The following is a 26483-nucleotide window of genomic DNA, read 5'->3' as shown; positions in this document are numbered from 1 at the left end:
GGGACCCGGTGGCGGCGTTCGTCAGTTGTTGGAACCGACGGTGTTGTCGTGCCCCGCGTTGAACACGTCGTCGGCGGCGAACTGGAGCCAGTCGCCGAAGACGATCGTGTAGGAGTTCTCGGCCGGGGCGTAGACCACCACGTCGGCACTGGCGACGGAGGCACCGCCGAGGACGATGGCACCGGCGGCAAGAGCGGTGAGCAGGGAACGCACGGGACGCATGGATCCACCTTTCGAGGGGGGAGTGGTCACCCACGAACCTAGAGAGGAGTCCTGCCCCTGTCCCGCCGCACGGCCGGGGACGGCCGAGAGCAAGCCGATTGGCCGAAGGCGGGAAGGCCGGGAGCCGGAGGCCTCCGGGAGCCCCGCACGGGAAACCTTTCCGGCCACGGCATTAGGCTGACCTCATGAAGATCATCGACCTTGAGCCCGGCGACCCCCGGCTGACCGGCGACCTGCTTCCGGTGCTGCGGGAACTGCGCCCCCACCTCACCGAGGAGCTGTTCCTGTCCGTCCTCGCCGAGGGTTCGGTCCAGGGCCTGCGCTTCACCGCGGCCTACGGCGCGGACGGCGTCTGCGTGGGAGCCGCCGGCTGGCGGATCGTCGCCAACACCAGCGCGATCCGCAAGCTCTACGTCGACGACCTGGTCACGGCCTCCGCCGCCCGCTCGACGGGGGTGGGCCACGCCCTCCTCGCACACCTGGAGGAGCACGCCCGGGCCGCGTCCTGCACCGCTCTGGCCCTGGACTCCGGCACCCAGCGGACCGAGGCGCACCGCTTCTACTTCCGCGAGCGGATGTCCGTCACCGCCTTCAGCTTCGACAAGCCCCTGGTCTGAGCCGCGGCGGGCGGACGCGGTGTGCGGACGCGGTGTGCGGACGCGGTGTGCGGACGCGGTGGGGGTGGCCGGCGGCGGCCGTGACCGAACCGTCGCCGCCCCGAAGCCCGATCGGCCTCGTGGCCGGATCCGGTGCTTGCTAGGTTCCGGCTCAGCCGACCCGGGGGAGCCCCTTCATGCCCACGTACGCCCGCCGCCGCACGGCCCGAACCGCCGCCACGGCTGCAGCCACCGCCGCGCTCCTGCTGACGGGCCTGACCGGCTGTACGCACGGATCCTCGCCGTCCCCGGCGGGCGCGGCGGCGCCCGCGGTCTCGGACGCCCCCTCGGCGTCCGCGTCCGCGAGCGGAACCGGCTCGGCGCCCGCATCGGCCCCGGCGACCGCTTCCACGAGCCCGTCCGCTCCCGCCTCCCCCTCCGATCCGCCCGCCGTCGCGGCCTCCGCGTCGGTGGCGCCGTCCCCGCCCCGGGCGACGACCGCGCCGCCCCCGGCGCAGACCCGGCTGACGGCGGCGGCCGGTACCCCGGGCGGCCGGCTCTCCCTCGTACGCGGCGGGGCTGCGCAGGAGTTCACCGTCACCCTGCGCAACGGGAACTCGGCCGCGTACGGGCACCTGCTGGTCGTCTTCCAGATGGAAGCCCTCCCCGGCGCTCCGGGCGACCTGCCGGGCCTCGGGCCCGGCTTCCGTCTGGAGCGCTTCGACCGGGCCTCCGGGACGTGGCACCCGGCGACGCTGCGGATCGCGGGCGACGAGAAGCCGGCGTCCCTGTACGCGGGCGGCGCACCGCTGGCCCGTGACGCGGTCCGCGTCGAGCGCTACCGTCTGCGGGCGACCGTGGGCGGGCCGACGGGCAGCAGCCCGCTGATGGTCTCCTTCATCGACACGGACGCCGACCGGCAGGTCGCGACCCGCATCTTGCTGCCGCACAACACCCGCTGAAACCGCCGGTGTTACCGTCGCGCCATGTCCAAGAAAGAGATAGACACGGTGACCGCCGAGTTCTACGGCGCCTTCGACAACCGGGACGGCCGGGCCGCCGACGTGGCCCGGCTCCGCCGCCTGCTCCTCCCGGGCGGGGTGATCGTCAAGACCGGCCCGGAGTTCACGGCCTACACCGTGGACGAGTTCATCGAGCCCCGCGAGCGGCTGCTGGCCGGTGACCGGCTGACCGAGTTCTCCGAGTGGGAGACCTCGGAGCGCACCGACATCTCGGGCGACGTCGCCGCGCGCTTCGGCGAGTACCGCAAGTCCGGGATCCTGGACGGCGAGCCCTTCGAGGGAGGGGGGACCAAGACCATCCAGTTCGTCCGCACCCCGGAGGGCTGGCGCATCAGCGCGTTCGCCTGGTACGACCTGCCCTGACCGGCCGTCCGGGCCGGGTCACTCCCCCGCCGCCGGCTGCTGCTTGAGTTCGATCTCGACGAAGGCCAGCCATTCGGCCCCTGTGTTGACCACCTCGTGCGCGGCGCCCGCCTTGCGTGCGTACGTCTCCCCCGTGCGCAGCTGCGACTCGGCCGACGTACCGTCTGCGCCGCGCACCGTGACCCGGCCGTCCGCCACCGGCACCACCAGGTAGTCGTACGCGTGGACGTGCGGGCCGGTGGTGGTTCCCGGCTCGAAGTCCCAGCGGGTGACGCGGACCTGCTCGTCCTCGTACTGCACCGTCGCCCGGGCCGTTGCCTCAGCCTCCGCCGCCATGGCCGCCTCCTCGTTTCGCTCTGTCGTCCGGCGGCCCATCATGCCTGTCCGTGCCGGGCGCGGACGGCTCGCGGGCACCGTGCGGATGCGGCCGTTCCACCGGAGCGTCCCCTCCACGCCCTGTGTGACGGGTTTATTGCGAATGTCAGTCGGTTTCTTGCGTGCGTTCATAGACTTCCTTCCGGCGGAGTCGTAGCCTCCTGCGTTGAGCCGAGCACCTCTCCGCCGATCGAGCCGCAAGGACGTGCGTGCCCCGTGAATCATCTGCCGCCCCGTCACGCCCCGAGCCCCGACCCCGTCCGCAGGATCAGACGGCGGGGCGCCGCCGTCTTCCTCGCCCTTTCCTTGACCGCGACCGCGGCCCTGACGGCGCTCACCTTCGGCAGCGCCCCCGAGGCGCACGCCGCGGGCGTGCCCGCCCCTTCACCCGTCGGCATACCGGGCCGCGGCGCGCAGGTGCCGTTCACCGAGCTGGAGGCGGAGTACGCGCACACCAACGGCACCCTCATAGGCCCTGACCGGTACTACGGCCACCTCCCCTCGGAAGCTTCCGGACGGCAGGCGGTGACCCTGAACGCCGCGGGCCAGTACGTGGAGTTCACCCTCACCGAGCCCGCCAACGCGATGTCCCTGCGCTACAGCCTCCCGGACACCGCCGACGGGAAGGGCCGCGACGCGGCCCTGGACGTGCAGGCCGACGGCCGGTCGGTCCGGACCCTGCCGGTGACCTCCAAGTACAGCTGGTACTACGGCGGCTACCCCTTCAACAACAACCCGGGCGACACCAACCCCCACCACTTCTACGACGAGTCCCGCACCCTGCTGGGCGCCACCTACCCGGCGGGCACCAGGATCCGGGTGCAGGTGACCTCGACGGCGCAGTCCCCGACCTTCACCGTCGACCTGGCCGACTTCGAGCTGGTCGCCGCCGCGGGCACCAAGCCGGCGGGGGCGCTCGACGCCGTCGCGGACTTCGGCGCCGACCCCACCGGGGCCACCGACTCCACCGCGCGGATGCAGGCCGCGGTCGATGCCGGCCGCACCCAGGGCAGGACCGTCTTCGTCCCGGCGGGCAACTACACCCTCCACGACCACGTCGTCGTGGACGGCGTGACCGTCCAGGGCGCGGGCCCCTGGTACACCGTGTTCGGCGGGCGCGACCCGGTGAACCGCAGCCGTGCGGCCGGGTTCTACGGCAAGTACGTCCCCGGTGGCGGCTACACCGGCCCGGTGCGTCCGCACGAAGCGAACGGCCCCAGCAGGAACGTCACCCTGAAGGACTTCGCGATCATCGGCGACATCCGCGAGCGGATCGACGACGACCAGGTCAACGCCATCGGCGGCGCCATGTCCGACTCCACCGTGGACAACCTGTGGATCCAGCACGTGAAGGTCGCCGCCTGGATGGACGGCCCCATGGACCGCTTCACGATCAAGAACAGCCGTTTCCTCGACATGACGGCCGACGGCGTGAACTTCCACACGGGTGTCACGAATTCTCGCGTCACCAACACGTTCGTGCGCAACGCGGGTGACGACGGCCTGGCCTCCTGGCCCCAGGACAAGCCGAACGTCAACATCAGCTTCGACCACAACACGGTCGTCCTGCCGATCCTGGCCAACAACATCGTCACCTACGGCGGCAAGGACTTCACGATCTCGGACAACGTCATGTCCGACACCGTCAGCAACGGCGGCGGACTGCACATCGCGAACCGCTACCCCGGTGTCACCTCCGGCAAGGGCACCGCGGTGGCGGGCACCATCACCGCCGCCCGCAACACCCTGATCCGGGCCGGCAACAGCGACTTCAACTGGAACTTCGGCGTCGGCGCGATCTGGTTCTCCGGCCTCAACGAACCGGTACAGGGCGCGGCGATCAACATCTCCGACACCGACGTCCTGGACTCCTCGTACGCCGCGATCCACTCGATCGAGGGGGCCGTCAGCGGAGTCAGCTTCACGAACATCAACATCGACGGCGCAGGGACGTACGCCATCCAGGCGCAGGCCGCCATCGCGATGAAGTTCACCAACGTCACCGCCAAGAACATCGCGCAGGCCGCGACCCCGGTCCACAACTGCATCGGCACCGGCCTCCAGATCACCGACGGAGGCGGCAACTCCGGCTGGAACACCGGCCAGACCTGCTCCGGCGTGTGGCCGGCCCCGGTGTGGACGAACGGCGGCGTCCCCTCCGACGGCGGCACCACTCCTCCCACCACACCCCCGACGACCCCGCCGACCACACCGCCGAACGGCAACCTGGCCCAGGGCCGTCCCGCGACCGCCTCCTCCTCCGTCCAGTCGTACAACGCCGCGAACGCCGTGGACGGCAACGCGTCGACCTACTGGGAGAGCAACGGCGGCACCTTCCCGCAGACCCTGACCGTGGACCTCGGCGAGGCGAAGGCCGTCGGCAGGGTCACCCTGAAACTGCCGCCGTCCGCGGACTGGGCGGCCAGGACACAGACCCTCTCCGTGTTCGGTTCCACCGACGGCTCCACCTGGACCCCGCTGAAGGCCTCCAGCGCCGTCGCCTTCGACCCCGCGAAGGGCAACAGCGCGACGCTGGCCTTCGACGCCGCCTCGGCGCGCCACGTACGCCTGCACGTCACCGCCAACACCGGGTGGGCGGCCGGACAGGTCTCGGAGTTCGAGGTCTACGCCGCCGACGGCAGCCCTACGACCCCGCCGACGCCGACGCCCACCCCCACGCCGTCGGCCGGGACCAATCTGGCCCTGGGGCGCACCGCGTCGGACACCGGCCACAGCCAGGGTTACGTCGCCTCGCACGTCACCGACGGCAACGGCGGCACCTACTGGGAGAGCGCCAACAGCGCCTTCCCGCAGTCCCTCACCATCGACCTGGGAGCCGGACGGACCGTCGGCCGCCTGGTCCTGAAGCTCCCCGCGTCCTGGGGCACCCGCACCCAGACCCTGTCGGTCCTCGGATCGGCAGACGGCGCTTCCTGGTCGACGCTGAAGGGCTCGGCCGCGTACGTGTTCACCGAGGGGAGCAACACCGTCACCGTCCCGCTGCCCGCGGCCACGGCCCGGTACCTGCGGCTGACCTTCACCGCCAACGCCGGTTGGCCCGCGGGGCAGCTGTCCGAACTGGAGGCGTACGCCGCGTAGGACGGCCGGGCGCGGGCGCGAGTATGACCGAACGGTCACAAGATCCGGCTCCTGGAACGGACCGTGCCCGGCCGGCATCTAGCACGTCGGCGAGGCTCCTGCGGGGGCCTCGCCGGACGGTATCGGCAAGAACCGGCGGGCCGCCGGCCACCGCGGGAGCGGTGCGGGCGGCGGCTGCCGGGGGTGAGCGGCAAGGCGGGGCAGTGATGAAGGCGGTAACGGTGGCGGGCGGTTCCCCGGACACTCCGGACGCAGAAGGAACCGAGGTCCCGGCAACGGAACCCGGTACGGAGGACACGAGCACCCCGGCCGGTGCTCCGGACGCCCCCGGAACCCGGACTTCGGCACCCGGCGGGGAACCCGACGCGTCGGATCCGCAGGCCCCGACGGCGGACACCGCGGCCGACACCGCTCAGGAACCCGCTGCCGAGGACACCGCCCGGCCCGAGGACGAGCCCGCGGCAGAGGACCCGGCCGCACCCGCCGAGGACGACACCCCTGAGGCCGAACTCCCCGCCGAGGCCGACGAGGCACCCGAGACGGACGAGGCCGTCGAAGAGACCGAGGCCGACCCCGACGACGAGGCCGCCCAGGACGCCGAGCCGGAGCACGAGACCGACGAGGCCGCCGAACCCGTCGAGGCCGCCGAGGCCGCCGAACCCGTCGAGGCCGCCGAACCCGTCGAGAAGGCCGGGACCGACGAGGCCGCCGAGGACGGCCGGGAAACCGCTGCCGAGGACACGGCCGTGGCCTCCGAGGAGCCCGCAGCAGGCGACCCCGACGCAACTGCCGGGGCGGAGCCCGACTCCGACGACGGCGCCGCGGCAGGCGTCGAGGACGAACCCGAGCGGGAGGCCGCTCCAGAAGCCCCGCGGAGGGTGCCGTCCTGGGCGCGGAAAGAAGGTAGCGAACCCGTACCCGAGAACGAGTCCGAGTCCGAGTCCGAGTCCGAGCCTGAGTCCGAGCCTGAGTCCGAGTCCGAGCCTGAGCCGGAGAACGAAGGCAAGACCGCGGGCGCGCAAGTGGCCGAGAGCGAGGCCGAGCGGACCAGCCGGTTCGTGGCGCTCAAGGACCTGGACGCCCCGGCCGGGCCGGCCGCACCGGCAGCGGCTCCGGTACCCGCTCCGGCGGCCCCCCGGCCGGCCCCCCGGCCGGCCCCGGCCGAGGTCGTCGAGCCCACCCGCGAGGCCCCGCTGCCCCCGCTGGACCTGCTCGCCGAGCTCACCAACACCGCGCCGCCGCCGGAGACCCCGCGCCGGACCGTGGTGCGCCGCGTCAAGGTGTGGACCCCGATCCTGCTGCTCCTCGCCGGCGCCGTCACCGGCGCCCAACTGCTGCGGCCCCTGCCCTCCCCGCAGCTCGTCCAGGCCGAGCCGACGCACACCCTCGACGGGCAGTTCTCCGTACCGTGGCCCGCCAAGGGCCAGGGCGCCGTCCGCATCCCCGGCTCCGGCGACATCGGCACCTTCGGCGAGCAGAAGCCCGTACCCACGGCGAGCGTCGCCAAGGTGATGACGGCCTACGTCGTCCTCAAGGGCCACCCGCTGCGCAAGGGCGAGGCCGGCCCGCAGATCGAGATCGACGCGAAGACCGTGGCGGACGGCACCTCCGAGAACGAGTCCCGGATCGAGAACCTCGTCGCCGGGACGAAGTTCAGCCAGCAGGACATGCTGAAGATGCTCATGATCCCGTCGGGCAACAACGTCGCCCGGCTGCTGGCGCGCTGGGACACCGGCACCGACTCGGAAGCCGCCTTCGTCGAGAAGATGAACGCCGCCGCCCGGGAACTCGGCATGACGAGCACCACGTACACGGATCCCAGCGGGCTGGACGCGGGAACCGTCAGCACCGCCACCGACCAGCTGAAGCTGGCCGAGGCCGTCATGAAGGACGAGGCCTTCCGCGCGGTCGTCGCCCTCCCCAGCGCCGAGATCAAGGGGCTGTCCAAGCAGCTCACCAACAACAACGACCTGCTCACGGTCAACGGCCTGAGCATCCGGGGCATCAAGACCGGTTCGAGCACGCCCGCGGGCGGCGCCCTGATGTGGGCGGCGTACAAGTCGGTCGGCGACGAGACCCCCCTGATCCTGGGCACGCTCATGGAGCAGCGGGTGGACGGCCCGGACCTCAACGCGGAGAACAGCCTGCGCCTGGTGAAGACGAACAGCAAGAAGATCATCGAGGCGGTGCGGGGGGCGCTCGCCTCCGCCCCGGTCGTCCGCCAGGGCCAGACCGTGGGTCACGTGGACGACGGCCTCGGCGGCCGCACCCCTCTGGTCGCCACCAAGGACCTGAACGTGATCGGCGTACCGGGTCAGCAACTGAAGCTCACCCTGAGCGCGGGGGGCTCGTCGACCCCGCACAGCGCGAAGGCCGGCACCGAGGTCGGCGTCCTCACCGTCGGGGAGGGGGAGGGCGCGAAGAGCGTGCCCGTCGCGGTCCGGGGCGAGCTGGCCGAGCCCTCCTTCGGTACGCGGATCACCCGCCTGCGCTAGTGCTGTGACCGGGCCGTCCCCCTGCGGGACGCGGCGCGCCGGTGCGCGCCGCGTCCCGCAGGGCGGCGGCTACTGGCGCTCCTCCATCCGGATGGCCTTCTTCAGGTCCTTCTGGGCCGGGCCCAGCTCGCCGGTGCCCTCCATCTGTTCCAGGAGCGCCCCCGCGATGGCGTCGAGCTTGCGCTGGATCGCGTGCTCGGCGCGGCGCTCGGAGTTCTTCAGCAGGGCCAGCAGGAGCAAGGAGACCGCGGCCATCGCGTCGCCCGCGAGGTGCTGCCACTCCATCGGCAGGTGGGCCAGGTGGACGGCGACGAAACCCACCACCAGGAGGACGCAGAACACGGCGAAGGAGACGGAGCTCGTCAGATTGGAGGCGTGCTCGGCGAGTCTCTCGAACGGGCCGACCTCCCCTTCCGCGTTCTTCTTCGCGGGATGCTGGGTTTTCATGCTCCGCGCCTGCCCGCAACGGAGCCGCGGCACACCGCCGGACCACTGCTTTCACCGGTTTCGCCGCAGGAGGGCGAACGTTCTCAGGCGATCGGACCGTAGTGGGCGGTCAGGGCTGCGGCGTAGGCGTCCGGGACCCCGGTCTTCCAGTAGGCCGGCCCGAGGCAGGAGCGCAGCGCCTGCGCCACGTCCAGGAGCCCGAACGCGGAGCGCCATGCCTCCCGGGCGGCCGCATCGGGAAATCCCCGGAAGACGGCGACCTCGGGATCCCTTTCGCCCCAGCACCCCCATCGCCGGGAAGGTCCGGTCAGCGCGATGACGTCCGCGGAGACCGCGAGGGACTTCCAGGAATCGGCGAGCGGCACGTCGCCGATGGCCGCCCAGTAGTCGTCCGGACCGGCGTCCACGGACAGCGAGAGCGCCGGGTACGTCCCGCTCTCCGGCAGGTAGAACGCTTCGCAGTCCGGTCGGAGCACGAGCAGCTCGACGTGTTCGTCTCCGTGGGACCGGGCCAGCGCGCTGAGCGCCGGCCAGAATTCCGGGGCGAGGACGGAGTCGTAGTCGTGGAAGAGGGAGTCCCCCGCGATCTCCCGGAAGACCTGTTCGGGCAGGCGTGCATCGAGGTCGAAGACGGTTACGCTGCGGGAGCGTACGTGCAGGTAAGTGTTGCGGTCGATCACGGTCGGACCCGCCTTTCGCGGTGACTTGCGCGTCCATGGGTGCGGGCGGCCGCGTCCCGGGGTTCTGCCCCCGGGACGCGGCCGCCCGGCCTGCTCGCAGTGCCGTCAGGCGCCGGGCGGTACCCGTGACGGGCGGCCCGAGCCGCGTGTGAGGGAGTACCCCAGGATGCCCGCGAGGGCGGCGAGGACTCCGCCGGCCGCGGTCCACAGCCACCGGTCGGACCACCAGCCGCCGGACCAGCCGTCCTCCGGCTCGCTCAGCGGTCCCGTGACGGTGGCGGGGACCAGCGGCGCGGCGAGGGCGCCGTCCACCGCGTAGGCGCCGCCGCTCTCCGACACGGTGGCCTCGACGGCAGCGCGTACGGGCAGGCCCAGGTCCTCGTCCGGCAGGTCGAGGACGGTCAGCCGTACGTAGTAGCTGCCCGGCAGCGGGTCGTTGGCCCAGGGCTCGGCCCCCGCCCGGACCGTGCGCAGGGTGCAGGACAGTTCGGCCGACGCCGCTTCCTTGGCCACCGCGCGGGCCTGCATGCCGTAGGTGCACGCCTGGCGGCGGCGCAGCCCGTCGTACACCTCCAGCTGCCAGGTCGAGGCGCCGTGCCGGGAGGCCGAATCGGGGAGGGTGACCGTGGCCTTCACCGTGACGCGCTGCTGCGCGTCGACGGGCAGGACCCAGTAGAGGTAGTCGCCGGTGGACGCCCCTGCGGTGGCCTGCTGGCCCGGGCGCAGCGGTGTGGCGGTGCGGAAGCTGGTGCCCGCCTCGGTCGGGGCGGCGTCACCCTTTCCGGGTGCCGCGCCCTTGGCGGGGCTCGTGGCCGGGCTCGGGCTCGCCGACGGGGTGGCGGCCGTTGCCGTTCCCGCGGCCGTGCCCAGCGCCGCGAGGGCGGCGGCTCCGGCCAGCAGGGCGGCGCTCAGTACGCGTACGGTACGCATCAGTTGGTCCTCCAGACGGAGACGCGCCAGCGCGAGATCCAGCCCCACACCAGTCCGGCCGCCAGGCCGGCGAGGGCGAGGGCGGCCAGCAGCCACCAGCCGCGTCCGAGCCCGAAGGCGGCCGCGTCGGAGGCCTCGTCGGGTCCGTCCACCAGCTCGACGGTCAGCTCCAGGGGCATGCCCGGGGCGGTCTTGACGGACGCGGGGGCGGAGAAGGAGTTGCTGACCTGGATGCAGACGGTCTCGGCGGTCTTCTCGGCGTCCTCGTCCCCGCCGTCGGCTTCGGCCTTGGGGTAGCGCAGACCGGTCGAGATGACGTCGGTGCGCCCGTTGCCCGCCTCGGCGCCGCGGACGATCTCGCGGCCGTGGACGGTGGTGGCGCGCAGCAGGACGCCGTAGTCGTTGTTGACGGCGCGGTCGGCGGCGATGCTCACCGATGCGCGCAGCTCCTGGCCGGGGCGGACGTCGACGCGGTACCAGCGGTGCTCGCCGAAGGTCTCGCGGTCGCTGTAGAGGCCGGGCTTCAGCTGCGGGGCGTTCGCGCACTGCGCGGCGCCCTCGGTGGCGACCGGGTTGACGACCGGGTCGGCCGCGCGGTCCACGAGCTGTTTGACCCTGCCGGAGAGTTCTGCGGTGTGCTGCACCGAGGTGTAGGTGCCGCCGGTGGCCTCGGCGATGCAGGTCAGCTGGGCGCGCGTCTTGGCGTCGGGGACCAGGCCGAGGGTGTCGATGACGAGGTGGATGCCCTTGGCGGCGATGTCGCGGGCCACTTCGCACGGGTCGAGGGGGGCGCAGGTGTCCTCGCCGTCGGTGATGAGCACGATCCGTTTGGTCGCGTCACCGCCTTCGAGGTCCTGGGCCGCGGCGAGCAGGGCCGGTCCGATCGGCGTCCAGCCGGTGGGGGCGAGGGTGGCGACGGCCGTCTTGGCCTCGGTCCGGTTCAACGGGCCGACGGGGTAGAGCTGTTTGGTGTCCTTGCAGCCGAGCGCCCGGTCCTCCCCCGGGTAGTCCGCGCCGAGGGTGCGTATGCCGAGGCGCACTTCGTCGGGGACCGCGTCGATGACCTCGTTGAAGGCCTGCTTCGCCGCGACCATCCGGGACTGGCCGTCGATGTCGGTGGCGCGCATGGAACCGCTGACGTCCAGGACGAGGTCGACCTTGGGCGGTTCCTTCGCCGTCGGTCCGTCGGCGGCGGTGGCGCTCGCCGGGAAGAGCCCGACGGCCAGGGCGGCGAGCAGGCCGCACGCCCCGGTCGCAAGCCGTTTTCTAGTGATCATCGCCGGATCGTATTGAGGATCGTCCGGCATTCCAAAACGGGGTTCCGGTACCGGCTTTCGGGGTGCGGCGCCGTCGGCGGGCGCGCTGCGGGGAAATTCCGGTGCGGGGGACGAAGGGGGCGAACTAGGGTGCCGGGATGAGTACCCGTATCTTCCGCATCACCGTCCGTGGTTCCTTCGACGGGCTCGACGCCGGCCAGCGGGCCGAGCTGCTCTCCGCGGCTGCCGAGCACGACATGCTGCGGGCGGAGTTCACCGCCGAGGGGCACCTCACGTACGACGTGGCGGCCCGCCCCTTCTTCACCTTCCGCTTCCTGGACTCGGGTGAGGCGGAGGAGGACATCCTGGACGCGACGGCGCGCGCCGAACTCGCGGCGGAGAGCTGGCTGACCGAGCGCGGGTACGGCTTCAAGCAGCTGAAGTCGCAGGCTCAGGACCTTTCCCTGGCTCCGCTGGGCAAGCGTCAGCGTCAGGAGGCCGCCCGCGCCGCCCGGGGCGGGGCCTACGGGCGCTGAGCGTCCGGCGCGAAGACGGCTGCGAGGTGGGCGGCGAGCGCTTGGGGGTCCGGCGGGGAGATCCGGGCGCCGAGGTAGCCGTCCGGGCGGACCGCGAAGGCGGTCGGCCGGTCCGCCGCGTAGAGGCGGGTGAACTGTCCCGCGGTGTCGCGGTGGGCGGCGGGGGTGCCCGTCCAGGGCGGGGCGCCGGGAGCGAGGACCAGGCAGGTCCGCATCCGGCCGCCGGAGGCTTCCCGGGCCGTCCGCGCGAGTTCCTCGATCCAGCGGGCGTCCCCCTCGCCCGTGCCGTACAGCAGGAGCACGTGTCCGGTGTCGCGCAGGAGGTCGTACAGGCGCAGGGGGTGGGCCTCGATCTGCCCGGTGAGGCCGGTGCAGTCCGGTGCCCGGTCTCCCGGGCGGGGTCCGGGGCCTTCGCCGGGCGGGTCCACGACCGGGCTGCCGCGGTAGCCGACGAGCAGTTGGGCCTCGCGGAGCAGCAGGGTCCCGGCCTCCTCCGGGTCGGCCTGGACGCCCTGCTCGGCGTGGCGCACGGTGCGGCCGACGACCTCCTCGCCTACGGGCCGGCGTTCGGCGTCGTAGCTGGGCAGGAGGCCGGGGCGGGCGCTCCCCTCGATGGCGAGGGCGAGTTTCCAGGCCAGGTTCCAGGCGTCCTGGATGCCGGTGTTCATGCCCTGGGCGCCGGTCGGGGGGTGGATGTGCGCCGCGTCCCCGGCGACGAAGACCCGGTCGACGGCGTAGCGGTTCACGATCCGGTGGCTGATGCGGAACACCGAGGCCCAGCGCAGGCCGGAGGCCGTCGTGGTGCGGGGTGACAGCCGGTCCAGGACGGCCTGGATCTCTGCGAGTCCCGGCGCGCGGCCGCTCTGCAGTCCGTGGGCGATCCCGTCGGACGGGGCGGCGTCCGGGGCCGGCGCGTCGGGGACGGCCTGCGCCGAGAGCCCGGGCGGCACCAGCATCGACATCCGGTAGCGGGCCCGGCCGGGCAGCGGGATGCAGACCAGCACGTCGTCGACGGCGCCGGACGCGTCGCGGTGCACGGAGCGCACGCCGTACCCGTGGGGCAGGTCCCAGTCGACCTCCACGTCGGCGAGCATGTACTCCTCGGGGAAGGCCCCGCCCTCGTAGGAGAGGCCGAGCCCCTTGCGGACGATGCTGTGCGCGCCGTCGCAGCCGACCAGGTACCGGGTACGTACCTCTTCCTGCGCGCCGGAAGGGGTGCGCAGGACGATGGTCACGCCCTCGGCGTCCTGGATGAACGAGACCAGTTCGGTGCCGCGCTCGACCTCGGTGCCGTAGCGGGAGGTCAGGAACTCGTCGAGGATCCGCTCGGTCTCGTACTGCGGGAGAGCGGCGAAGCCGTAGGGCACCTCGGGGGGGAGTGCGAGTTCGAAGCGGGCCTGCTCGGTGCCGTTGGTGTAGAGCAGTTGGCCGCGCATCGGGACGGCCGCGTCCAGGGCGGCGCGGACCAGGCCCATCCGGTCCCAGAGTTCGAGGGTGCGCGGCTGGATCCCCACCGCCTTGGCGAAGGGGAGCCGGGCCGGCAGCCGGTCGACGATCCGGCAGGAGACGCCGTGCCTGCGCAGTTCCACGGCCGCCGTCAGTCCGACCGGGCCGGCTCCGACGACAAGGACGTCCGTCGCGTAGGTGTGGGTCACGGCTCCTCCGGGCGTGCGGCCCCCGACGCATGGATCGGATCAATGTCCTTCCATGGTCGGTGGCCGCCCGGCGTCCGGCATCTTCACTCGATGACGAGCTCCACGTCGATGTTGCCGCGGGTGGCGCGGGAGTAGGGGCAGACCTCGTGCGCCTGCTTGACGAGCAGGGCACCCGTCTCGCCGGCCAGGGACTCGGGGAGCTCGACGCGCAGCACCGCGGCCAGGCCGAAGCCCGCGCCGTCCTTGCCGATGGAGACCTCGGCGGTGACCGACACCTCGCTGGTGTCGACCCGGGCCTGGCGGCCGACGAGGCCGAGCGCGCTGGCGAAGCACGCCGCGTAGCCGGCGGCGAAGAGCTGCTCCGGGTTGGTCCCCTGGCCGTTGCCGCCGAGCGCCGGCGGCATGGCGAGCGCGAGGTCGATCTGGCCGTCGGAGCTGACGGCACGGCCTTCGCGGCCGTTGGCGGTGGCGACAGCGGTGTACAGCGCGTCCATCGGGGGTTCCTCTCGGAGGGGTGTCACGTGGCAGTTGTGGTGGCGGCCGGTTGCCCGACCGCTCCGGCCGGTTGCCCGACCGCTCCACAAGTAGAGCACACAATTCAGTTGTGCACAATTAAATGCCTCGCAAGTCTGCCCCGGGTACACTGGCCGTCATGACCGAGAAGCCGACCGAAACCCACGCCGACCAGGACTTCCTGCGCCTGGACGGGCAGATCTGCTTCGCGCTGAACGCGGCGACCCGCGCCTTCGGCGGGCTCTACCGCGTCGTCCTGAAGGACCTGGGGCTGACCTACCCCCAGTACCTGGTGATGCTCGTGCTCTGGGAGCACGGCGAGATGCCGGTCAAGCAGCTCGGCCAGCACCTGCGGCTGGACTCCGGGACGCTGTCCCCGCTGCTCAAGCGACTGGAGGCGGCCGGCCTGGTCCGCCGCGAGCGCAGCACCGAGGACGAACGGTCCGTGCACGCCCACCTCACCGCGCAGGGCGCGGCGCTGCGCGAGCGCGCGGTGGAGGTCCCGCGGCGGATCGCCGTGGCCACCGGTTTCGACCTCGCCGAGATCCAGGACCTCCAGACCCGCCTGCACCGCCTCACCGCGGCCCTGGACGCCGCCGCCCCGCAGGAGGCGTGACTCAGGGGCCGGCGCTGCGGGCGCGCTCCGCTCAGGCCGGTTTCCGGTCCGGTTCCGCGGCGGCCCGGCGCCGGTTCCTGCGTGCGGTGAGCTGGCCCTGGACGAAGGCGTCGGTGTCCGGGGAGTAGGGGCCGCCGTGGTCGAAGAGCACGTCGGTGATCCGCTGCCACTCCGACACCGTGGCGCGCGCTTCCTCGTCGGCGTGCATCGTGGTGTCGCCTGCGGCCTCCGCGGCCTCCTGTGCGGCCTCCAGTGCGGCGGCGGTCTCGTGGTGCGTCATCCCGGCCGCCCGGCGGCGTACCCGGTCCCGGGCGGCCCGCTCGGCGTCCGAGGGCTCGTGCGGTTCGGTCGCCTCCGCAGCGTCCGCCTCCGCCGCGTCAGTAGCTTCCGCGGTCCCGGCCACCCCGTCCATCCCTGCCACCCCTGACGTCTCCGGCCCTGCCTGTGTCGCTGCCTGTGCCTGTGTCGCTGCCTGTCTCTGCGTCTGCGTCTCGTCCATGACCGCCCGCCTTCCCTCGTCTGGCCCCGCCTGTACCCGGACCTCAGGGATCGACGCCCTGAACGCGGCGGACCCACCCGTGCGCCCGTGTGCCCGCGCGCCGCGCCCCTCCCCTTGCCACACTGGGCTGGGGAACGGGGGCGGTCTGGGAGGTACGCGATGGACCCGGTTGCGGCGCTGGACCGGATCGCCTTCCTGCTGGAGCGCGCACAGGCACCCACGTACCGGGTGCGGGCCTTCCGTACGGCGGCCGCCGCGCTACGGCAACTGGGCGGGCCCGCGGTGACCGAGCGGGCCGCGACGCCCGGCGCCCTGGAGGCCGTGAAGGGCATCGGCCCCAAGACCGCCCAGGTCGTACGGGAAGCGCTGGCCGGATCCGTCCCGGAGTACCTGCAGAAGCTGGAGGACGAGGCCGCCGCCCTGCCCGAGGGTCCGCCCGCCTCGCCCGCCGCCACCGCGCTGCGGGCGGCACTGCGCGGGGACTGCCACGTCCACTCGGACTGGTCCGACGGCGGCAGTCCCATCGAGGCCATGGGACGTGCGGCCGCCTCGCTCGGCCACGACTGGAGCGTGCTCACCGACCATTCGCCGCGCCTCACCGTGGCGCGGGGGCTCTCCCCCGAGCGGCTGCGCGAGCAGCTCGGGGTGGTCGCGGAGCTGAACGCTGCCTGGGCCCCGTTCCGGCTGCTCACCGGCATCGAGTGCGACATCCTCGACGACGGTTCGCTGGACCAGGAACCGGAGCTGCTGGACCGGCTCGACCTCGTCGTGGGCTCCGTCCACTCCAAGCTGCGCATGGAGTCGCCCGCGATGACCCGGCGGCTGCTGGCCGCCGTCCGCAACCCCCTGCTCGACGTACTGGGCCACTGCACCGGGCGGCTGGTGACCGGCCGGACCCGGCCCGAGTCGCAGTTCGACGCGGCAGCTGTCTTCGCGGCGTGCGCGGAGGCCGGCACCGCCGTGGAGATCAACAGCAGACCCGAGCGACTGGATCCGCCGCGGCGGCTGCTGCGCCTCGCGGTGGCGGCCGGGACCCTCTTCGCGATCGACACGGACGCCCACGCGCCGGGCCAGCTGGACTGGCAGCTCCTCGGCTGCGAACGGGCCGTGGAATGCGGCGTACCGACGGAGCGCGTGGTCAACACCTGGGCGGCGGACCAGCTCCTGGCCTGGACCCGCACCCGCCGCCCGCCGGCCGCCTGATCCGGCGACGCCCGGGCGGGCCACCGGTGCCGCTAAGGTGCCGAAGAATGACGGCACTTGCATCCTTCACCTTCGTGCGCCACGTCGACGGGCTCCGTCACCACTTCGAACGCGACGGCCGGCGGGACGGCCGCCCCGCCTACCGCCGGGCGGACGGACAGGTGTGGTGCGTCTGGTCGCCGGCCGACGGCTGGCACTGCGAGATCGCCGACGGCCTGGTCACCGCCCACCCCCTCGACGGACCCGCCGACGGGCCCGAACCCCCGGCGACCGTCTGGCGCAGCTTCAAGAACGACCGCTCCTACCTCTACGACCTCCGGCCCGAAGCATGATCCGCAGCACCTAACCCCGCAGCCGGAACAGCAGGAGGGTCACGTCCGCCGCAGCGACCGCCAGTGTCGCGAGGAACGGGAGCCGTCCCGGCCGGCCGGCCGTGAGGAGCACCAGCGCCGCCGTCGCGGCCAGCAGCGCCCAGCCGTACGCCGTCACCCGGCCCGGCACCCCGACGACCAGGGCCGCCGTCGAGCCGAGGACCAGGAGCCCGGCGAGGGCCGCCGACCGGCGTGCGCCGAGCCGTTGCGGCAGCCCCACCACCCCGGTGGCCAGGTCGTCCTCGATGTCGGGCAGGACGTTGGCGAAGTGCGCGCCCGCGCCCAGCAAGGCCGCGGCGGCCGTGAGCCACGGCGGCGGCCACGGCGCGCCGGGCAGCCCCAGCGTCACGAAGGCCGGCAGCAGCCCGAAGGCCACGGCGTACGGGAGCCAGGAGCAGAGCGTGCTCTTGAGCCGCAGGTTGTAGGCCCAGGCGGCCGCAACTGTGACGAGGTGCACGACGCCCGCGAGCACCCCCGCGGCCAGCGACAGCGGGACGCACAGCAGCAGGGCCACGGCCGCGGCGCGGGTCACCGCGGCCGGGGTGACCGTACCGGCCGCCAGGGGTTTGTCCCGGCGGCCGGTGGCCAGGTCACGGGCCAGGTCGGCCCGGTCGTTGCACCAGCCCACGGAGAGCTGTCCGGCGGCCACCGCCCCCACGGTGACCACGGCTCCGGGCAGACCGCGGCCCACGGCGGCGGATAGCGCGGCGGCGAAGAGGGTGACGGCGGCGGCCGGCAGCGGGTGGCACGCTGCGAGCAGCCCCATGACGGCGCGACGGCGTCCGGCGGGGGCCGACCGGGCCCGGGTGCGGGGCTCTGCGGTTCTCAGGGGCACCCGGCCACGCTATGCGGCGCCGCGCCCGGTGCGCGTGATTCCTCACGAAGTGTCAGTTTTTCCCTATGTTGAAGCAATGACACGTGTCCTGGCAGTGAGCAGCGTGTTCCCGCCCCATCGCCATCCGCAGTCCGAGATCACGGCAGCGCTCTCCCGTTTCCTGCCGTCCGGCTCCGACACCGCCCTCCTGCAACGGGTCCACGCCTCCGTACGGGTGGACTCCCGTCACCTGGCGCTCCCCCTGGAGCGGTACGGGCCGTCGAACGACTTCGGTACGACGAACGCCCTGTTCGTCGAGGCGGCCCTGGAACTGGGCGAGCGTGCCCTGCGACTCGCCCTCGCCGACGCCGGTCTGACGGGACAGGACCTCGACCTCGTCCTGTCGACCACGGTGACCGGACTCGCCACGCCCTCGCTGGAGGCCCGTCTGGCCACCCGCAGCGGGCTGCGGCCCGACGTACGGCGGGTGCCGCTGTTCGGTCTCGGCTGCGCGGCGGGTGCCGCCGGGGTCGGTCTCCTCCACGAGCTGCTCACCGGCCGGCCGCAGGACGCCGCCCTGCTGCTGTCCACCGAGCTCTGTTCGCTCACCTTGCAGTCCACCGACACGTCGATGGCGAACCTGGTGGCCGGGGCGCTGTTCGGCGACGGGGCGGGCGCCCTGCTGGCGGTCGGCCGCGACCACCCGCTGTACGAGCAGGGCTCCGGGCCCTCGGTGGTGGCCGCACGCAGCCGCCTGTACCCGGGGACCGGGCACCTGCTCGGCTGGGACATCGGGCACTGGGGCTTCCGGATGCTGCTCGGCCGTGAACTCCCCGAGCTGGTACGGCTGCACGTGGCCGAGGAGGTCGAGTCCTTCCTCGCCGCGCACGACCTCAAGCCTCCGGACGTGGACGCCTGGATCTGCCACCCCGGCGGCCCGAAGATCCTCGACGTGCTGGAGGAGGCGCTGGCGCTGCCGGAGACGGCCTTCGCCGCGAGCCGCCGGTCGCTGGCGGCCGTCGGCAACCTCTCCTCGGCCTCCGTCCTGCACATCCTCGGCGGTGTCATGGCGGCAGGCCCGCCACCGCCCGGGTCGGTCGGGCTGATGCTCGGCTTCGGTCCGGGTTTCGCCTCCGAACTCGTCCTGCTCCGCTGGTGACCGGTGACTGGTGATCACATGCCGACGACCTCTTTGACCCCTTCCCTTCCCTCCTCGACGACCTGGTACCTGCTCCTCGTCGGCCTCGTCGTGGCCGAGCGCCTCGCCGAACTCGTCACGGCCCGCCGCCACGCGGCGTGGAGCCTGGCGCGGGGCGGACGCGAGCACGGCCGCGGCCACTACCCGGCCATGGTCGCCCTGCACACCGCCCTGCTGGTGGGCTGCGTGGTGGAACCCTTGTTCCTGGACCGGCCGTTCCTCCCCGCCGTGGGCTGGCCCGCCCTCGCCCTCGCCCTGGCGGCGCAGGGTCTGCGCTGGTGGTGCATCGCCTCCCTCGGGCCCCGCTGGAACACCCGGGTGATCGTGGTGCCGGGGCTGCCGCTGGTGGAGCGGGGGCCGTACCGGCTGCTGCGTCACCCCAACTACGTGGCCGTGGTCGTCGAAGGGGCCGCGCTGCCCCTGGTGCACTCGGCCTGGGTGACGGCGCTCGGCTTCACCGCCCTCAACCTGGTGCTGCTGCGCGTACGGATCGACTGCGAGGAGGCCGCGCTGACGGAGACGGGACGGCTGCGCGCCGCGGCCTCCGCCCCCGGGGCGGGCGCCGCCCGGTGATCGACCTGCTGGTCGCGGGAGGCGGCCCGGCCGGACTGGCCACCGCCATCCACGCGGCACTCGCCGGACTGGAGGCCGTGGTCGTCGAGCCCCGGCCCACCCCCATCGACAAGGCCTGCGGCGAGGGGCTGATGCCCGGGGCCGCCCACCGGCTGCGGGAGCTGGGCGTGCCGGTGAGCGGGCAGCCCTTCGACGGCATCCGGTACGTGGACGCGGTGAGCGGCCGGCACGCGGACGGCCTCTTCCGCCACGGCCCGGGCCTCGGCGTCCGGCGCACCGACCTGCAGGCCGCCCTGGCCGCCCGCGCCGCACAGCTCGGCGTACGGGTCGTCGCGCGCCGGGTCGAGGAGGTGGACCAGGACGGCCACGGGGTGCGCGCGGCCGGGCTCACCGCCCGCTACCTGGTGGCGGCGGACGGACTGCACTCCCCCGTCCGGCGCAGCCTCGGGCTGACGGTGCCGCCCGTGCCCGGCAGGCCCGCGCGCTACGGCCTGCGCCGCCACTACGCGGTGCGCCCCTGGACCGACCTGGTCGAGGTGCACTGGTCGGCCGGCTGCGAGGCGTACGTGACCCCGCTGGCCCCGGACCGGATCGGGGTGGCCCTGCTGACGTCCCGGCAGGCCCCCTTCGACGTGCAGCTCGCGGACTTCCCGCTGCTCTCGGCCCGGCTGCCCCCGGGAGCCGGCACTGCGGTGCGCGGCGCCGGGCCGCTGCGCCAGGAGGCGCGCGTACGGGTGGCGGGGCGGGTGCTGTTCGTCGGGGACGCCGCCGGGTACGTCGACGCGCTGACGGGTGAGGGTCTGACCCTGGCGGTGACGGCAGCGGGCGAACTCGTGCGCTGCGTACGGCAGGGGCGGCCGCAGGAGTACGAGCGGGCCTGGCGGGAGCTGTCGCGCAGCTACCGCACGCTCACCGCGTCCTTGCTGTGGGCCCGCCACCGGCCGGCCCTGGCGCAGCGGATCGTCCCGCTGGCGACCCGGCTGCCGCGGGTGTTCACGCGGGCGGTGAACCTGCTCGCCTGAGCTCCCGGCCGCACCCGCTGCATCCGCGCACGCGAAGGGACCGGCACCCCGCGCCGCGCGCGGGGTGCCGGTCACCACCGGTCAGCCCGAGGAGGGCCGGCCGCCGGTCAGGCGGCCTCTCCCGGCCGGGTACGGGTCCCGGCCCGGGCCCTCAGGGCCATGCCCGCGAGGACCGCGACGGCCGCCGCGCACAGCACGGCGGCGACCCCGGCCCAGGCCAGGGAGGCGCTCACGGCGCCGTCCAGGGGGTCGAAGTGCAGCGTGCCGCCGAGCACGTGCAGTGCGACGACGCCGACGGCCGCGACGGCGGCCGCCCGCCACACGGCCGTGGTGTCCCACAGGGCCAGCAGTACGCCGAGGCCCAGGCACAGCACGGTCGCGAGGAGGGGGAGGAGCTCCGCGGGAGCCGCCGACGGCGGGGCCGACAGGTCCTGCGGCAGGTGCAGGGCCCCGCTCACGAGCAGGGCCAGCGCCACGGGCCAGCGCAGTACGTGCCGCAGGGCTGCGGAACCGGCAGCGGGAGCCGGGGCGGGCACTGCGCGGCCCGCGGCGGTGCGCCGGGGCCGTTCGGCGTACGGTGCGTCGAACAGCTCCTTGTAGGGCGGCTCGTACGGCTCCTCGCGCGGCTCCTCCTGCGGAGCCCCGGGAGGCTCGGCGGGGGCCGCGCCGGCCGCCGGCCCCCATCGTGGGGCCGACTCGGGGACGGGGCGGGCGTCCGGCTCGGCCGTCGCCTCGTCGCTGAGGATGTTCACCAGCAGGGCCACGTCCGCGATGGGCCGTCCGACGGCGACGGCGCGGAGCGTGATGTCCGCCTCGTCCACCGCGTGCGGGGGCTCGCCGAGCAGGGCGACCATCCGGCGGACCTCGTGCACCGGCCGCGTGACGGCTGCGGTGCGCAGCGCCTCGTGCCCGGGGTTGGGAAGCCGGCCGGTCTCCTTGAGAAGGCTCACCAGTTCGGTGACCTCCTCGAGCGGGCGGCAGGTCGCGGCCGTCCGCAGGAGCGTATGGACGGGCTCGGTGCCCGCCGCATCGGGTGCGGTGGTGTCGGGGGTTCCCTGGCGGTCTTCGGGTTCGGTCGCCGTGAGGGAAATGGGGTCATTCATGGAAAGCTCCGTTCGCCGACGCGCGGGTCTACACATCGCGCGCCGGTCATCGTGCGTCATGGGAAGCGCACGCTTTGTTACATTGAGTGCCCATTCCGCTCACTGCGCCATTCGGGGCGGGCAAACGGGGTGCTCCCCGCGCCCGGACGGGCTTCGCGGCCCGTACGGGGCCGGCGCCCGGCCCGCCATCAGACCGCCCCGGGCCTCACCGGCCCCCACGGGAAAGGGCCCCAGTCGTGCACGATCCGCGTGCCGTCCGGTTCCAGTCGGCCTTGCTGCTGTTCCTGCTGTTGCTGCTGCCCGCCGTGGGGGCGGTGCCCGCCGCCGCCGCCGACGGGGGCGGCTCCGACCGGCCCGTCGTGAGCACCGACCGCGGGCAGGTGCGCGGCCGGACGCACGGCGCGTACCGCACGTTCGAGGCGATCCCCTACGCCGCTGCGCCGACCGGCGCCCTGCGCTGGCGGCTCCCCCGGCCCGCGCCCCGGTGGGAGGGCGTGCGCGAGGCCGGGGCCCCCGGGGCGCACTGCGTACAGCTGCCCGCGCTGGGGCCGGGCGGGCCGACCGGCTCGGAGGACTGCCTGTTCCTCAACGTCACCGCCCCGGCGGGACCGGCGGGCCGGGGCGGGCAGCGGCCCGTCATGGTCTGGTTCCACGGCGGTGGGTTCATGAACGGGGCGGGGGACCTCTACCGGGCCGGGGGACTGGCCGTCCGGGGTGACGCCGTGGTCGTCACGGTCAACTACCGGCTGGGGATCTTCGGCCTGTTCGGCCATCCGGAGCTCGGCGGGGCACCCGGTTTCGCCCTCGCCGACCAGCAGGCGGCGCTGCGCTGGGTGCGGGCCAATGCGGAGCGCTTCGGCGGGGACCCGCGGGCGGTCACCGTGTTCGGGGAGTCGGCGGGCGCCCTCAGCGTCTGCGCACACCTCACCTCCCCCGCATCGGCGGGCCTCTTCCACCGGGCCGTCGTCCAGAGCGGATCCTGCTCGACCAGCCTGCCGGCGCGGTCCCTGCTGCCGACGCTCGGCGCGTACACCCCGTTCGTGCCCGAGCGGCGCACCGTCGCGGACGGCCTGCGCGCGGCGGACGGGCTCGGCTGCGGCCGTCCCGCCGGGGCGGCGCTGGACTGCCTGCGCGCCCTGGACGCACACGCCCTCGCCACCCCGGAGCTGATGCAGACCTTCTCCCTGGTCCCGTACGGCAACGGCCGGCTGCCGGAGGAGCCCCGGCGGGCTCTGGAGCAGGGGCGGTTCCACCGGGTGCCGGTGGTGCAGGGCACCACCGCGGACGAGGTGCGCCTCTTCCTCGGGCAGACCCTGGCCGTGAACCCGGTCCGTGACGAGGCGGCCTACCGGGTCCGGCTGGAGCTGTCGTTCGGGCCCACGACCGCCCGGGAGGTGGCGGCCCGCTATCCCGTGTCGGCCTATCCGACACCGGCGGTCGCCCTGGCCGCCGTGCTGTCCGACGCGTCGTTCATCTGCCCGACGCTGCGGGACGGCAGGGCGCTGGCGCGGTACGTGCCGACGTACGGCTATCGGTTCAGCGATGCCGACGCGCCGAACTTCCTCGGGCTGCCCGAGCCGCCGGACCTGCCGTTCGGCGCCTCGCACGGCTTCGAACTGCCCTACCTGTTCACGCTGGTGCCGCTGGCGGGCCCGCAGAGGGAGCTGGCGGACCGGATGACCGGCTACTGGACGGCCTTCGCCCGCACCGGCCTCCCGCGGGCGCCGGGAGCCCCCGAGTGGCCGCGATTCGGCCGCGGTTCCGCCCCGGTGCTGTCCCTGGCACCGGGGGCGGGCGGGATCCGGACGGTGGACGCGGGCGCCGAACACCACTGCGCCCTGTGGGACACGTGGTGGCCGTCACCCGCCGGGGCCCGCTGAGCCCCGGCGGCTCAGGCCTGTGCGGCCCGGTCCTGTGCGCTCAGCCCTGTGCGGCGGCCGGGGCTCCGTCGAGCTCCCACGCGTGGCGCTTGAACTCCCGCTGGAAGTCGGCGTGGTCCTCCCACTGGCGGGCGATGCCGCGCAGCACGTCCCAGTGGTGCTCGACGGACTGGTCGATGACGCGGCGCAGCGCCGGTTCGGCCGTCTCCCGCTTCTCAAGGAGTCCCTTGACCGCCGAGGCCTCCAGGACGGCGTTGCGCAGGGCGCGCAGGGCGCGCGAGGTGTCGTCCATCCCGAAGCCGGATTCGCTGCCCGTCTCCGCGGCGAACAGCGGGGTGAGCCGTGCCTCGATGAACGCGGTGATCCGCTCGAAGTGCTGCACGTCCATCGGGGGCTCCATCTCTTGCCGGACAGTCGTCCGTTCGCGGATCTCGTGTGCTCCGCCCGTCCTGCGGGCGGGTCCGGCCCCGGGCCGGGGCGGCTCCAGGATAACTGTCCGTCACCGCGGGGAGGGCGATAGCCTGCGGGCATGGACGAGATCGACGGAGTGGAGCTCCTCGCCTTCCCGGACGCCGCGGCGTTCGAGGAGTGGCTGTCCGGACACCACACGCGGCACGAGGGCGTGTGGATCAAGGTGGCCAAGAAGAAGTCCGGCATCCCGACGGTCACCGACGACGAACTCGTGGACGTCGGGCTGTGCTACGGCTGGATCTCGGGGCAGCGGCGCTCCCTCGACGAGCGCTACTACCTGCAGAAGTACGTGCCGCGCCGGGCCCGGAGCCTGTGGTCCCGGGTGAACGTCGACAAGGTGGCGGCGCTGACCGCCGCGGGCCGGATGCGCGAACCGGGGCTGGCGGAGGTGCGCAGGGCGCAGGAGGACGGGCGCTGGGCGGCGGCGTACGACTCGCAGAAGACGGCGACGGTGCCACCCGACCTCGCGGCGGCGCTGGATGCGGACCCGGCGGCGGGGAAGGCCTTCGAGGCCCTGGACCGGACCGGGCGCTACCAGCTGGTCCTGCCGCTGCTCCAGGCACTCACCCCGGACACCCGGCGGGCCCGCCTCGAGAAGGCGCTGCGGACGCTGGCCGGGGGCGGGGACGGGACCGCGGACGCCCCCTGACGGACATCCGCCGCCGTACCGTGGTCAGTTCGCGCCCTCGTAGCGGGCGACGTTCTCCGAGACCTTGTCGAGCAGCGGCATCAGCCGGCCGTCGACCAGTTGCTGGAAGTCGCCGACACGTCCGTCGGACCACTGGCCCATACCCACGACCATGGCCCGGTCCTGGCCGGTGAAGGACTGCACCATGCCGCTGTCGGCGGGCAGGGTCCGCAGACCGGATCCGGGCGGCGGGGCCTGCGCGGCCACCTGGAAGTCGTCGATGGCCCTCGCCAGCCGGCCCACCAGCTTCACGGTGTCCGTCGGCTCCTTCATCGTGAAGACGGCCAGGTTGAACTGGTTGTCCTGCGCGTCCTTGTAGAGCGCGATCTGCTCCCCGACGCAGCCCTCACTGGCGGCGATGGCGGCGGCCAGGACGGGGCCGATCGTGCCGGGCTCGGTGCAGGACTTCAGCACGGTGGCCCCCACCTTGGTGTAGGTGCCGCCCGAGCCGTCCTGCACCGCGGCGGGGAACGCCTCGGCCAGCGGGACCATCCCGCCGGATCCGCTTCCGGCGTCGGACGGGGGCTCGGCACGTGCCGTCGGCGTCGCCGCGGGTGTGGCCGACGGGGTCTCGGGCGCGGGCACCGCGGTCCCTCCGCCGGACGACGACGGACCCGTGAACTCCAGCACCAGCAGCGCCGCGGAAACCGCCAGCAGGCCCAGCACCAGGTTGCGCGGCCAGACCCTCTTGCGCTGGGGCAGGACGGGTTCGCGCACGGTGGCGGCGCGGACGAAATCCTCGTCGAACGCCACGTTCCACCGCTGGTCGTCCGAGCCGTCCTGACCCGCGGGTATCTCTTCGTTCTTCGGCACGCTCGAACCCTAGTGATCAGCACTGCCGTCCAGAAGACCCCCAGGTCACAGCCTCATCACTATGCGGCAGGGGCTGCCTCGGGACGGTACCGTGCGGCCATGACCGGCGCCCGGCAGCAGCCGCTGCTCTTCCTCGACGTCGACGGACCGCTGATCCCCTTCGGAGCGGGCCCGTACGCACAGGGCTCCGGCCCGAACCCGCTCCTCGCGCGGATCGATCCCGCCCTCGGGCCCCAACTGCGCTCCCTGCACTGCGAGCTGGTGTGGGCGACCACCTGGGGCCAGGACGCGAACGAGTGCGTCGCCCCGCGGCTCGGCCTCCCGGAACTGCCCCTCGTGGACTGGCCCGAGCCCTCCGGGCACGACGGGCCGGGCGGGGTGCACTGGAAGACCCCGGCCCTCGTGGCGTACGCGGCCGGGCGGCCGTTCGTCTGGGTCGACGACGAGATCGGTGCGGCCGACCGGGCCTGGGTGGCCGCGCACCATCCCGGGCGGGCGCTGCTGCGGCGGGTCGACGCCGGGGTGGGGCTCGCCGGGGCGGACCTCGCCGCGATCCGCGCATGGCTGGGGCCGGAGGCCGCCGAGGGGCCGGTTCCCGGTCCCGGGAGGCCGTCGGGCAGCATCGGGGCATGAACCCCGACGATCCGGTGCCCCGTCAGGTGAAGGCCGTGGACACGGCTTCGCTGCTCCGGCTGGAGGAGCGGGCTCGTGAGCTCACCTTGAACCAGCGGCTCGACCCGGTGTGGGTCGAGGCGCACGCGGCGCCCGGCGGAACCCACTTCCTCTGGCCTGCCGTGTGGAACAGCACGCCTCACCGGCCCGATGTCCCGCGGCAGTTGAGGTGCGAGCTGCTGCTCGCACTGCGCACGGGAGAGCGGGTGATGAGCCTGCTGGACGTCCTGCCCGAGGAGTTCGACCCGCTGCCCAGGCTGACCGACCGGACCGTGGGCCTGCGCGTCAGCCGCCTGCTGGACAGCGTCCCGACCGTCAGACAGTGGCTGCTGCGCGGTGAATCGCCGGAGCAGGCCGGCCGTACCTCGTAG

29 protein-coding genes are annotated in these 26483 nt (G+C 73.8%); 16 read left to right on the top strand and 13 right to left on the bottom strand.

From position 1 onward, the window contains the following. Positions 1-21 precede the first annotated feature (21 nt). Positions 22-222 carry a hypothetical protein gene (locus IO30_RS0107545; protein ID WP_031140545.1) on the bottom strand — a complete coding sequence of 67 codons (201 nt, stop codon included), beginning with the start codon at positions 220-222 and terminating at the stop codon, positions 22-24. Between the two features lie 185 nt (positions 223-407). On the opposite strand from IO30_RS0107545, the gene IO30_RS0107540 reads away from it, so the two are divergent. The 3 genes from IO30_RS0107540 (at position 408) to IO30_RS0107530 (ending at position 2203) form a co-directional block, all read left to right on the top strand. Continuing rightward, positions 408-839 carry a GNAT family N-acetyltransferase gene (locus IO30_RS0107540; protein ID WP_031140543.1) on the top strand — a complete coding sequence of 144 codons (432 nt, stop codon included), beginning with the start codon at positions 408-410 and terminating at the stop codon, positions 837-839. A gap of 176 nt (positions 840-1015) precedes the next feature. Beyond that, positions 1016-1780: a hypothetical protein gene (locus tag IO30_RS44430; RefSeq protein WP_031140542.1), complete on the top strand. Its 765-nt coding sequence runs from the start codon at positions 1016-1018 to the stop codon at positions 1778-1780. Between the two features lie 24 nt (positions 1781-1804). Further along, the gene (locus tag IO30_RS0107530; protein ID WP_031140540.1) at positions 1805-2203 is read left to right on the top strand and encodes a nuclear transport factor 2 family protein; all 399 of its coding nucleotides are present in this window, start codon (positions 1805-1807) and stop codon (positions 2201-2203) included. A gap of 18 nt (positions 2204-2221) precedes the next feature. Here the strand turns inward: IO30_RS0107530 and IO30_RS0107525 are convergent, their stop codons facing one another. Then, positions 2222-2539 carry a cupin domain-containing protein gene (locus IO30_RS0107525; protein WP_031140538.1) on the bottom strand — a complete coding sequence of 106 codons (318 nt, stop codon included), beginning with the start codon at positions 2537-2539 and terminating at the stop codon, positions 2222-2224. 255 nt (positions 2540-2794) lie between these two features. Between IO30_RS0107525 and IO30_RS0107520 the strand changes: the two genes are divergently transcribed. Continuing rightward, positions 2795-5677: a discoidin domain-containing protein gene (locus IO30_RS0107520; RefSeq protein ID WP_237403350.1), complete on the top strand. Its 2883-nt coding sequence runs from the start codon at positions 2795-2797 to the stop codon at positions 5675-5677. 206 nt (positions 5678-5883) lie between these two features. Beyond that, positions 5884-8172, top strand: a complete 2289-nt coding sequence (locus IO30_RS46805) for a D-alanyl-D-alanine carboxypeptidase (protein ID WP_237403352.1) — start codon at positions 5884-5886, stop codon at positions 8170-8172. Between the two features lie 69 nt (positions 8173-8241). Here the strand turns inward: IO30_RS46805 and IO30_RS0107510 are convergent, their stop codons facing one another. From IO30_RS0107510 to IO30_RS0107495, 4 genes are all read right to left on the bottom strand, one after another. Next, complete coding sequence (locus IO30_RS0107510; protein ID WP_031140533.1) at positions 8242-8619, bottom strand: hypothetical protein; 378 nt, start codon at positions 8617-8619, stop codon at positions 8242-8244. 83 nt (positions 8620-8702) lie between these two features. Beyond that, a complete protein-coding gene (locus IO30_RS0107505) occupies positions 8703-9299 on the bottom strand; it encodes a hypothetical protein (protein ID WP_031140531.1) in 597 nt (198 codons plus the stop codon). A 105-nt stretch (positions 9300-9404) separates the two neighbouring features. Beyond that, on the bottom strand, positions 9405-10229 hold the full coding sequence (locus IO30_RS0107500) for a hypothetical protein (RefSeq protein ID WP_031140530.1): 825 nt from the start codon (positions 10227-10229) through the stop codon (positions 9405-9407). After that, a complete protein-coding gene (locus tag IO30_RS0107495; protein WP_031140528.1) occupies positions 10229-11506 on the bottom strand; it encodes a VWA domain-containing protein in 1278 nt (425 codons plus the stop codon). Before IO30_RS0107495 ends, IO30_RS0107500 begins: the two co-directional genes overlap by 1 nt. A 137-nt stretch (positions 11507-11643) precedes the next feature. On the opposite strand from IO30_RS0107495, the gene IO30_RS0107490 reads away from it, so the two are divergent. After that, positions 11644-12021, top strand: coding sequence for a DUF6204 family protein (locus tag IO30_RS0107490; protein ID WP_031140526.1), 378 nt, complete (start codon positions 11644-11646; stop codon positions 12019-12021). On the opposite strand, the gene IO30_RS0107485 is transcribed toward IO30_RS0107490, so the two are convergent. Together IO30_RS0107485 and IO30_RS0107480 are read right to left on the bottom strand one after the other, a co-directional pair. Beyond that, positions 12009-13676: an FAD-dependent monooxygenase gene (locus IO30_RS0107485; RefSeq protein WP_031140523.1), complete on the bottom strand. Its 1668-nt coding sequence runs from the start codon at positions 13674-13676 to the stop codon at positions 12009-12011. The two genes, IO30_RS0107490 and IO30_RS0107485, sit on opposite strands and share 13 nt — an antisense overlap. Before the next feature lie 83 nt (positions 13677-13759). Next, positions 13760-14170, bottom strand: coding sequence for an organic hydroperoxide resistance protein (locus IO30_RS0107480; protein ID WP_031140521.1), 411 nt, complete (start codon positions 14168-14170; stop codon positions 13760-13762). 158 nt (positions 14171-14328) lie between these two features. Between IO30_RS0107480 and IO30_RS0107475 the strand changes: the two genes are divergently transcribed. Then, the gene (locus tag IO30_RS0107475; protein WP_031140518.1) at positions 14329-14805 is read left to right on the top strand and encodes a MarR family winged helix-turn-helix transcriptional regulator; all 477 of its coding nucleotides are present in this window, start codon (positions 14329-14331) and stop codon (positions 14803-14805) included. Between the two features lie 31 nt (positions 14806-14836). Here the strand turns inward: IO30_RS0107475 and IO30_RS40205 are convergent, their stop codons facing one another. After that, the gene (locus IO30_RS40205; protein WP_425338105.1) at positions 14837-15226 is read right to left on the bottom strand and encodes a hypothetical protein; all 390 of its coding nucleotides are present in this window, start codon (positions 15224-15226) and stop codon (positions 14837-14839) included. 237 nt (positions 15227-15463) lie between these two features. Between IO30_RS40205 and IO30_RS0107465 the strand changes: the two genes are divergently transcribed. Beyond that, entirely contained in the window at positions 15464-16507 is a 1044-nt protein-coding gene (locus tag IO30_RS0107465; protein WP_031140516.1) for a PHP domain-containing protein, read from the top strand. A 47-nt stretch (positions 16508-16554) separates the two neighbouring features. Then, entirely contained in the window at positions 16555-16839 is a 285-nt protein-coding gene (locus tag IO30_RS0107460; protein WP_031140515.1) for a hypothetical protein, read from the top strand. Positions 16840-16849: 10 nt separating this feature from the next. On the opposite strand, the gene IO30_RS0107455 is transcribed toward IO30_RS0107460, so the two are convergent. Continuing rightward, positions 16850-17713, bottom strand: a complete 864-nt coding sequence (locus IO30_RS0107455) for a UbiA family prenyltransferase (RefSeq protein ID WP_237403354.1) — start codon at positions 17711-17713, stop codon at positions 16850-16852. A 76-nt stretch (positions 17714-17789) separates the two neighbouring features. Between IO30_RS0107455 and IO30_RS0107450 the strand changes: the two genes are divergently transcribed. Genes IO30_RS0107450 through IO30_RS0107440 form a run of 3 tightly spaced genes read left to right on the top strand, consistent with a single transcriptional unit; the run spans position 17790 to position 20485 of the window. Beyond that, positions 17790-18851, top strand: coding sequence for a type III polyketide synthase (locus IO30_RS0107450; RefSeq protein ID WP_031140513.1), 1062 nt, complete (start codon positions 17790-17792; stop codon positions 18849-18851). Positions 18852-18869: 18 nt separating this feature from the next. Further along, a complete protein-coding gene (locus tag IO30_RS0107445) occupies positions 18870-19463 on the top strand; it encodes an isoprenylcysteine carboxyl methyltransferase family protein (RefSeq protein ID WP_051858982.1) in 594 nt (197 codons plus the stop codon). Beyond that, positions 19460-20485: an NAD(P)/FAD-dependent oxidoreductase gene (locus IO30_RS0107440; RefSeq protein ID WP_031140511.1), complete on the top strand. Its 1026-nt coding sequence runs from the start codon at positions 19460-19462 to the stop codon at positions 20483-20485. The genes IO30_RS0107445 and IO30_RS0107440 overlap by 4 nt, the downstream gene beginning before the upstream one ends. Positions 20486-20592: 107 nt before the next feature. On the opposite strand, the gene IO30_RS0107435 is transcribed toward IO30_RS0107440, so the two are convergent. After that, positions 20593-21588 carry a hypothetical protein gene (locus IO30_RS0107435; protein ID WP_051858983.1) on the bottom strand — a complete coding sequence of 332 codons (996 nt, stop codon included), beginning with the start codon at positions 21586-21588 and terminating at the stop codon, positions 20593-20595. Positions 21589-21824: 236 nt separating this feature from the next. Between IO30_RS0107435 and IO30_RS0107430 the strand changes: the two genes are divergently transcribed. Then, a complete protein-coding gene (locus IO30_RS0107430; RefSeq protein ID WP_234321569.1) occupies positions 21825-23468 on the top strand; it encodes a carboxylesterase/lipase family protein in 1644 nt (547 codons plus the stop codon). Between the two features lie 40 nt (positions 23469-23508). Here IO30_RS0107430 and IO30_RS0107425 read toward each other — a convergent pair whose 3' ends face one another. After that, positions 23509-23856 (bottom strand): hypothetical protein, encoded by a 348-nt coding sequence (locus IO30_RS0107425; protein ID WP_031140508.1) that lies wholly within the window; start codon positions 23854-23856, stop codon positions 23509-23511. A 141-nt stretch (positions 23857-23997) separates the two neighbouring features. On the opposite strand from IO30_RS0107425, the gene IO30_RS0107420 reads away from it, so the two are divergent. Continuing rightward, complete coding sequence (locus tag IO30_RS0107420; RefSeq protein WP_031140507.1) at positions 23998-24588, top strand: YdeI/OmpD-associated family protein; 591 nt, start codon at positions 23998-24000, stop codon at positions 24586-24588. Between the two features lie 24 nt (positions 24589-24612). Here the strand turns inward: IO30_RS0107420 and IO30_RS0107415 are convergent, their stop codons facing one another. Next, positions 24613-25440: a hypothetical protein gene (locus IO30_RS0107415; RefSeq protein ID WP_031140506.1), complete on the bottom strand. Its 828-nt coding sequence runs from the start codon at positions 25438-25440 to the stop codon at positions 24613-24615. Between the two features lie 99 nt (positions 25441-25539). Between IO30_RS0107415 and IO30_RS0107410 the strand changes: the two genes are divergently transcribed. Beyond that, complete coding sequence (locus IO30_RS0107410) at positions 25540-26073, top strand: HAD domain-containing protein (protein ID WP_031140505.1); 534 nt, start codon at positions 25540-25542, stop codon at positions 26071-26073. Continuing rightward, the gene (locus IO30_RS0107405) at positions 26070-26483 is read left to right on the top strand and encodes a hypothetical protein (protein ID WP_031140504.1); all 414 of its coding nucleotides are present in this window, start codon (positions 26070-26072) and stop codon (positions 26481-26483) included. Before IO30_RS0107410 ends, IO30_RS0107405 begins: the two co-directional genes overlap by 4 nt.

This window comes from Streptomyces xanthophaeus (genome assembly GCF_000725805.1).
Classification (GTDB): domain Bacteria; phylum Actinomycetota; class Actinomycetes; order Streptomycetales; family Streptomycetaceae; genus Streptomyces; species Streptomyces xanthophaeus.
The sequence above is the reverse complement of the archived record's forward strand: the minus strand, read 5'-3'. Positions and strand labels throughout refer to the sequence as shown.

Coding starts and splice junctions, on each gene's coding strand:
- IO30_RS0107465 (WP_031140516.1), top strand. CDS start 15,464: ATGGACCCGGTTGCGGCGCTGGACCGGATCGCCTTCCTGCTGGAGCGC.
- IO30_RS0107405 (WP_031140504.1), top strand. CDS start 26,070: ATGAACCCCGACGATCCGGTGCCCCGTCAGGTGAAGGCCGTGGACACG.
- IO30_RS0107500 (WP_031140530.1), bottom strand. CDS start 10,229: ATGCGTACCGTACGCGTACTGAGCGCCGCCCTGCTGGCCGGAGCCGCC.
- IO30_RS0107510 (WP_031140533.1), bottom strand. CDS start 8,619: ATGAAAACCCAGCATCCCGCGAAGAAGAACGCGGAAGGGGAGGTCGGC.
- IO30_RS0107530 (WP_031140540.1), top strand. CDS start 1,805: ATGTCCAAGAAAGAGATAGACACGGTGACCGCCGAGTTCTACGGCGCC.
- IO30_RS0107475 (WP_031140518.1), top strand. CDS start 14,329: ATGACCGAGAAGCCGACCGAAACCCACGCCGACCAGGACTTCCTGCGC.
- IO30_RS0107435 (WP_051858983.1), bottom strand. CDS start 21,588: ATGAATGACCCCATTTCCCTCACGGCGACCGAACCCGAAGACCGCCAG.
- IO30_RS0107425 (WP_031140508.1), bottom strand. CDS start 23,856: ATGGACGTGCAGCACTTCGAGCGGATCACCGCGTTCATCGAGGCACGG.
- IO30_RS0107525 (WP_031140538.1), bottom strand. CDS start 2,539: ATGGCGGCGGAGGCTGAGGCAACGGCCCGGGCGACGGTGCAGTACGAG.
- IO30_RS46805 (WP_237403352.1), top strand. CDS start 5,884: ATGAAGGCGGTAACGGTGGCGGGCGGTTCCCCGGACACTCCGGACGCA.
- IO30_RS44430 (WP_031140542.1), top strand. CDS start 1,016: ATGCCCACGTACGCCCGCCGCCGCACGGCCCGAACCGCCGCCACGGCT.
- IO30_RS0107480 (WP_031140521.1), bottom strand. CDS start 14,170: ATGGACGCGCTGTACACCGCTGTCGCCACCGCCAACGGCCGCGAAGGC.
- IO30_RS0107445 (WP_051858982.1), top strand. CDS start 18,870: ATGCCGACGACCTCTTTGACCCCTTCCCTTCCCTCCTCGACGACCTGG.
- IO30_RS0107490 (WP_031140526.1), top strand. CDS start 11,644: ATGAGTACCCGTATCTTCCGCATCACCGTCCGTGGTTCCTTCGACGGG.
- IO30_RS0107540 (WP_031140543.1), top strand. CDS start 408: ATGAAGATCATCGACCTTGAGCCCGGCGACCCCCGGCTGACCGGCGAC.
- IO30_RS0107495 (WP_031140528.1), bottom strand. CDS start 11,506: ATGATCACTAGAAAACGGCTTGCGACCGGGGCGTGCGGCCTGCTCGCC.
- IO30_RS0107420 (WP_031140507.1), top strand. CDS start 23,998: ATGGACGAGATCGACGGAGTGGAGCTCCTCGCCTTCCCGGACGCCGCG.
- IO30_RS0107450 (WP_031140513.1), top strand. CDS start 17,790: ATGACACGTGTCCTGGCAGTGAGCAGCGTGTTCCCGCCCCATCGCCAT.
- IO30_RS0107410 (WP_031140505.1), top strand. CDS start 25,540: ATGACCGGCGCCCGGCAGCAGCCGCTGCTCTTCCTCGACGTCGACGGA.
- IO30_RS0107545 (WP_031140545.1), bottom strand. CDS start 222: ATGCGTCCCGTGCGTTCCCTGCTCACCGCTCTTGCCGCCGGTGCCATC.
- IO30_RS0107460 (WP_031140515.1), top strand. CDS start 16,555: ATGACGGCACTTGCATCCTTCACCTTCGTGCGCCACGTCGACGGGCTC.